The organism is Sphingobium sp. (assembly GCF_041987595.1).
Lineage (GTDB): Bacteria > Pseudomonadota > Alphaproteobacteria > Sphingomonadales > Sphingomonadaceae > Sphingobium.
Window position 1 is genome coordinate 1 of record NZ_JBHIWJ010000160.1, and the last position, 5720, is coordinate 5720.

The following is a 5720-nucleotide window of genomic DNA, read 5'->3' on the forward strand; positions in this document are numbered from 1 at the left end:
CTGGGTATCCCGCTGGCGCGACTCGCCGAACGCTACAGCCGGGTGCGGATCATTGCCATGGTGACGATGCTCTGGTCGCTGATGACGGCGTTGTCCGGTGCGGCGGCAAGCTATGTACAGCTCCTGCTCTGCCGCATGGGCGTCGGCGTCGGCGAAGCCGGCTTCACACCGGCGCTCGTTTCGATGATTTCCGATCGGTTCGATGCCGGGCGCCGGGCGGTGGTCTTTTCGCTGATTGCGATGGGGGTGCCCCTGGGCGGCGCCATCGCTGCGATTGCGGGCGGCGCGGTGGCGCAGGCATTTGGTTGGCGGCTTGCGCTCGTGGCGGTTGGCGCGCCCGGCCTGTTGCTGGCGCTGCTACTGCTTGCGACCATTCCCGAACCTGAACGGAAGGATGCCGGGCAGAGTGCGGATACGCCCCCCTTCGCCATGGTGCTTCGGCGGCTCGCCCGTTCGCCTTCCTTCCTGCACCTGACCTTTGGCAGCGGCTTCGTCGGGCTGGTGGGGTTCGGCACCAACCTGTTCCTCATTCCCTTGCTGGTTCGCCGCTTCGATCTCCCGCTGGCGCAGGCGGGTCTGGTGTTCGCGCTGTCGTTCAGTCTCGCGACGATGGTGGGACAAGTCAGCGGCGGTTATCTGATCGGCCGGCTGATCCGGCGGGATATACGCTGGGGCGGCTGGGCGCCCGCGATCGCGGTGGGGCTGGCTCTGCCATTCTATCTGCTGGCGATCCATCAATCCGACTGGTGGTGGCTGGTCGCCTTTCTCTTCGTCGCGACGACCTTGCTCTATGCGTTCACGCCCGCGATCATGACCATCACGCAGTCACTGGTTGAACCCCGTATGCGGGCGTCCGCCGCCGCGCTTCACTCCTTCGGCCAGACCGTCGCCGGGCTGGGGTTGGGATCGGTTGTGCTGGGCTATCTCAGCGATCGCCTCGCTGTCTTTCTCTATAAGGGCAATTATGCCGCAGATTGCCTCGTCTCGGGCAAGGCATCGCTGCCAGCCGCTTGTCTCTCGGCATCGGCAAGCGGCCTGCAACTGAGTATGCAATTGTCGGCATCTGTGCTCCTGATCGCGGTTTTCCATTATAGCCTGGCTGCGAAAAATCTGCCGCTGGAGGCAAATGCATCGTGAAGGACGGGAAAGCTGTCGACGTTCGGCCACGAAGCGCCGGATGGGATGACGCCGCGGCCCCGGCCATGCCATCCTTGCGGCCTGGCTATGACAGGACCGCGAGCAAGCGGCAGAAAGGAAGATGAGGATGGGAAGAGCAGGGGTTATCGGCCTGGGGCAGATCGGCGCGGGCGTCGCCATATGCCTCGCGCGGACACAGCAATTGGCTGCGGTCTATGACATTCGCGCCGATGCTGCTGACGCGCTGGAGGGCGTGCCGCCCGTCGTCGCTAGCCCGGCGGAGCTGGCCGCGCAGTCCGACGTCGTCATCATCGCCGTCGTCAACGCAAAACAGACGATCGATGTGCTGTCAGGCCCCGACGGCGTGCTTGCGCGCGCGCGGCCGGGCATGATCGTGGTGCTGGTCGCGACCGTCTCGATCGAGGATCTGGACGCCATTCGCGTCCTGACCGACGCGGCGGGCGTGGAACTGGTCGATTGCGGCGTGACGGGTGGCCCCAAATCCCGCGAGCATGGCCTCGTTTGCCTCGTCGGCGGTACGGATGAAACAATCGCAAAGGTGCGTCCGGTTCTGGACGGCTTTGCCAAGCTGGTGGCGCATATGGGTGGCCCAGGCGCGGGCATGGCCGCGAAGATCGCCCGCAACGTCATCGTCTTCGGCTGCCTGCGCGCCGGCTATGAAGCGTCGGTATTGTGCCGCAATGCCGGGGTGGATGTCCGCCAGCTTGCGCATGTGATCGACGCCAGTTCGGACAGCGTGGGCGGCCCGTTGATGCTGGCGGTGCGCGACGATCCGTCGTCCAGCGAGCAGGAAGCGGCGGTGCGCGAATATACCCGCAGCCTGATGGTCAAGGATCTGGACGCCGCCATCGATCTGGCGCGCAGCTACGGCATCGCGCTGCCCTTGGTCGAATTGACGCGCCGAACCGATCAGACGGTCGTGGGCTTGGAAAATGTAATGGGAGAAAAGGCATGAGCATCGACGAAGCGCAGTGGCAGAAGGGGCTGGAAGTCTTCGACAAGGTCTACGGACCGGGATCGTCGGAAATGACCCTCCCGTATCGGGAATCATCCTTCAACCAAGAAATCGTCGGTAATCAGTTCGCCAATCTGTGGGCGAGCGACATCTTCTCGATGCGGGAGAAGCGCCTGCTGGTGCTGGGCGCCACGGCTATGCTGGGCCGCGCAGATCTGGTCGAAATCCAGATGAACGGCGCCCTCATCAATGAGGAATTCACTGATGAGGAGCTGGATTTCCTGCCGCTGTTCGTGCTGTTCTATGCCGGGGCGGGCAATACGACTACCGTGTTTCGGGGGATCGAGGCCGCCAAGGCCCGACGCAAGGAACGCAACGCCGCGAAATGACAGGGTGCGCATAATGAAGGGCGGTCTGGTCGAAAGACCGGGCCGCCCTTTTCTTATGCTTCGCCGCTACCCCGACGCCGGATCGCGCGCGAGGCCAGCAGCAGCAATATGCCCCCAGCGAATGTGAACAGCATTGCGGTGCCGATCCCCCAAGCGACACCGGCCGTGCCTCCGACAAAGTCGCTGACCGCACCGATCAGATAAGTGCCCGCGCCTACGCCGATCAGGTTCGCGCCCAACTGCACCAGGGATACCGCAAGGCCCCGCAGGCGCGGTCCGGCGATTGTCACGATGACGGCGTAAATTGGGCCATTATAGGACGCACTGAGGAAGCCGCAAGCCATCAGCAGCGCCAGCATCAGATCGACGTCGTGGAACAGGACCGTACCGACCCCGGTCACAGCCGTCAGCAAGGGTATCACCGCGCCGAACAGGGATGTCCTTGCCGGATCAAAGCCACCCCGCCGCCGATTGACGAGGTCGATCACCCAGCCCGCGAGGAATCCGCCCAGCGAACCGAGGCCGCCATAGGCGATGGCGATGAGGATGCCCGCCTTCGCAATGGGCATGCCGTGGACTCGGATCAGGAAAGTGGTGAGCCATGTGCTCATGCCGTAAATGCCCGCCGCGATCAGGACGATGGCGAAGATGCAATACAGCAGTCCGGGCTGCGCGGCGAGCAGGCGGATGCGTTGCCCCAGTCTCAGCGTTTCTTCCTGCTGCGGGGCCGGCCCGTCATGTGCGCCGCGCACGGGTTCCCTTACCGTGAGCAGCAGCAGCGGCGCCAGCACCAGTCCCGGCACGCCGGCGGCCACGAACGCCCAGCGCCATCCGGCGCTCTGCACGATCACGCCACCTACGATGAACGCGATGGCGAGGCCGATTCCCGAACTCAGATACCAGATACCGATGGCGGTCGCGCGGCGGTCTTCGCCGAAATAATCGCTCAGCAGTGACATGCCGGTCGGTGATCCGCCCGCTTCGGCGGTCCCTACGGCGGCGCGGCCTATGAGCAATGTCCAGAACCCTGTCGCCAGGCTACACAGGGCGGTCGCACCGCTCCACAGCGTCAACGCGGCCGCCATCAGGTTGCGTCGGTTCCAGCTATCTACGGCTATGCCGAAGGGGAGGGCTGCAAGGGCAAAGAATATGCCATAGGCAAATCCGGCCAATATTCCCAATTGCCCATCCGAGAGTGCAAATTCATGCCCGACCGGCGCCAGCACCAGCCCGATGATGGCGCGATCAATGCCATGGCAGGTCTGCGCCAGCGTCAATATACCTAGCACATACCAGGGATAATGGCCGATGGCCGCTGGTTTGTCCGACAGCGCTCTCATGACGTCCCCGGCTGCAAGAGCGGTGCGATGGACATTGAGCGCCTCCTGTTTTTGAATATCGAACCGGGTGCATGGCGAAACCTGTCGCCCCTGTTCCCATGCCGCGCCTCGATCGAGCACAGGCAGGGATGTGCCCGCGCATGGAGCCTTGACCACCTATCCGAAGATAGAAGTAAAAGCGCATTGGTGCGCCTATTCGGGGCATCGAGAGAATAGAACCTGGCAGAGGTAGAGATGTTTCGTCCGGAGAGCGATTGGACCGGTCAGGGTAGAGCTGGCGTCCAGAATTTCTACATTGAAGTGGCGGCGAGAGTTCGCGACGCGCATGTGGATGTGCGGCATTTCGATTGGGTCCAGCCCAGCAGCGGCGTCTTTAGTCCAGAGAAACATTATCTGGATTATTCGCTCGACGGTCAGCCGCGGCGCAGCATGGTCAGCTTGGGCCGCCCGGACCGGCGCGCCGCGTCGGGGGACATCCTCTACATGCCGCCGCACCGCCAATATTTCGGCGAGCCGGCGCTTCAGGAGCGGCATCTCGTCTGCGTGGCGCTTGGGGAAGAATTTCTGGAGGAATTGTTCGACGGGGAGCAGCCGCTGAACAAGGTAGAGCCGTGCGCAGACATTCAAAATATCTCCATGCGCCGACTCTTTGCGGGACTGGCTGCGGAATTGCGGTCGCCCGGATTTGCCAGCCAGACGCTCGTCGAATCGATGCTCATGGGGCTTGCGGTCGAACTGGCCCGGCACATGGGTCCGCGCGAACGGGGCGGCCAGCATTCGCGTAGCCCACGCCAGGTCCAAAACATCATCGACTATGTGATGGAAAATCTCTCCTCGCCTCTTGGCGTCGCCGATATCGCGCGCGACCGCAACATGAGCGTGCGTCATGTCGCCCGCGTTTTCAAGGAAGGGACCGGCGTCAGCCTGGGTGAATTTGTCGCGCGCAGCCGGATCGCTTTGGCAAAGGAACTGCTGCGCAGCGATGGCGCTCGCATCAAGGAAATCAGCTGGCGATGCGGCTTCAACAGCACGTCGTCCTTTTCCGCCGCTTTCCGATCCGCGACGGGTCAAACGCCCAAGGCTTTCCGGTCGACATCAGCGCAGGTCCACTGATCGGGCAAGCAGAAAAATGTCGATGAGCGGCCAAATTCTATCGCCGCACAGTCAACCGTGGACCGACCACTATGGAGCAGATCGGCTCCAAGCTAGACGGGCTCCATATGTGCAAATCGAGGCAAGATACAATGATGGGGAGGAAGATATGAGCAAGAAGGCCGTCACTCAGGGTGCGATCGGCGTGGGTGCGCTCGTCGCCGCCATGGCGCAGCCCGCTTATGCGCAGCAGCCGCAATCGGGTGCGAGCGAAGGTATTCAGGATATCGTCGTCACTGCGCGCCGCACTGAAGAAAGTCTTCAGACGACACCGATCGCCGTCACGGCGCTCACCCCCGAAGCTTTGACGACGGCCAAGGTGGAAAATGTCGTCGATCTTCAGCGCACCGCGCCGGGCTTGGTCATCGGCCGCGGTTCCGCGGGCGGCGACGGCATCGTCTTCGTCGCCATCCGCGGTCAGGGCAATCTCCAGCCCATTCTCGCCAACGATCCGGCGGTCGCCACTTATATTGACGGGATTTACATCCCACGGCCCTCGACGGGCATGACCGACATTCAGGACGTGCAGCGGCTGGAGGTTCTGCGCGGGCCGCAAGGGCATCTGTTTGGCCGCAACACTGTCGCCGGCGCCGTGAATATCACCACGCGTGGGCCCACGCGAGAATTCGAAGGCCGGTACCGAACCGGACTGGGAAATCATCATGGCCGCGAGAACTTTGCCAGTGTCTCCGGCCCCGTTTCCGAGGATCTGCTAGGAAAGATCTC

General features: G+C 63.0%; 6 protein-coding genes and 1 pseudogene. 6 read left to right on the forward strand and 1 reads right to left on the reverse strand.

The features are described 5' to 3' along the window. From ACFC3J_RS21795 to ACFC3J_RS21810, 4 genes and pseudogenes are all read left to right on the forward strand, one after another. The coding region (locus ACFC3J_RS21795) for an MFS transporter (RefSeq protein WP_375198056.1) at nucleotides 1-1137 on the forward strand (1137 nt) is incomplete at its 5' end. 115 nt (nucleotides 1138-1252) lie between these two features. Next, nucleotides 1253-1732: pseudogene (locus ACFC3J_RS21800) on the forward strand (NAD(P)-binding domain-containing protein); the annotation flags it as partial. Between the two features lie 27 nt (nucleotides 1733-1759). After that, a complete protein-coding gene (locus tag ACFC3J_RS21805) occupies nucleotides 1760-2113 on the forward strand; it encodes an NAD-binding protein (RefSeq protein ID WP_306812574.1) in 354 nt (117 codons plus the stop codon). Beyond that, on the forward strand, nucleotides 2110-2502 hold the full coding sequence (locus tag ACFC3J_RS21810) for a carboxymuconolactone decarboxylase family protein (RefSeq protein WP_009823703.1): 393 nt from the start codon (nucleotides 2110-2112) through the stop codon (nucleotides 2500-2502). Before ACFC3J_RS21805 ends, ACFC3J_RS21810 begins: the two co-directional genes overlap by 4 nt. Before the next feature lie 53 nt (nucleotides 2503-2555). On the opposite strand, the gene ACFC3J_RS21815 is transcribed toward ACFC3J_RS21810, so the two are convergent. Beyond that, nucleotides 2556-3962, reverse strand: a complete 1407-nt coding sequence (locus tag ACFC3J_RS21815; protein WP_375198057.1) for an MFS transporter — start codon at nucleotides 3960-3962, stop codon at nucleotides 2556-2558. A 114-nt stretch (nucleotides 3963-4076) separates the two neighbouring features. On the opposite strand from ACFC3J_RS21815, the gene ACFC3J_RS21820 reads away from it, so the two are divergent. Further along, the gene (locus ACFC3J_RS21820) at nucleotides 4077-4955 is read left to right on the forward strand and encodes an AraC family transcriptional regulator (protein ID WP_279728614.1); all 879 of its coding nucleotides are present in this window, start codon (nucleotides 4077-4079) and stop codon (nucleotides 4953-4955) included. 148 nt (nucleotides 4956-5103) lie between these two features. Then, nucleotides 5104-5720, forward strand: a 617-nt coding sequence (locus ACFC3J_RS21825) for a TonB-dependent receptor plug domain-containing protein (RefSeq protein ID WP_375198058.1), incomplete at its 3' end; no start/stop codon positions are given.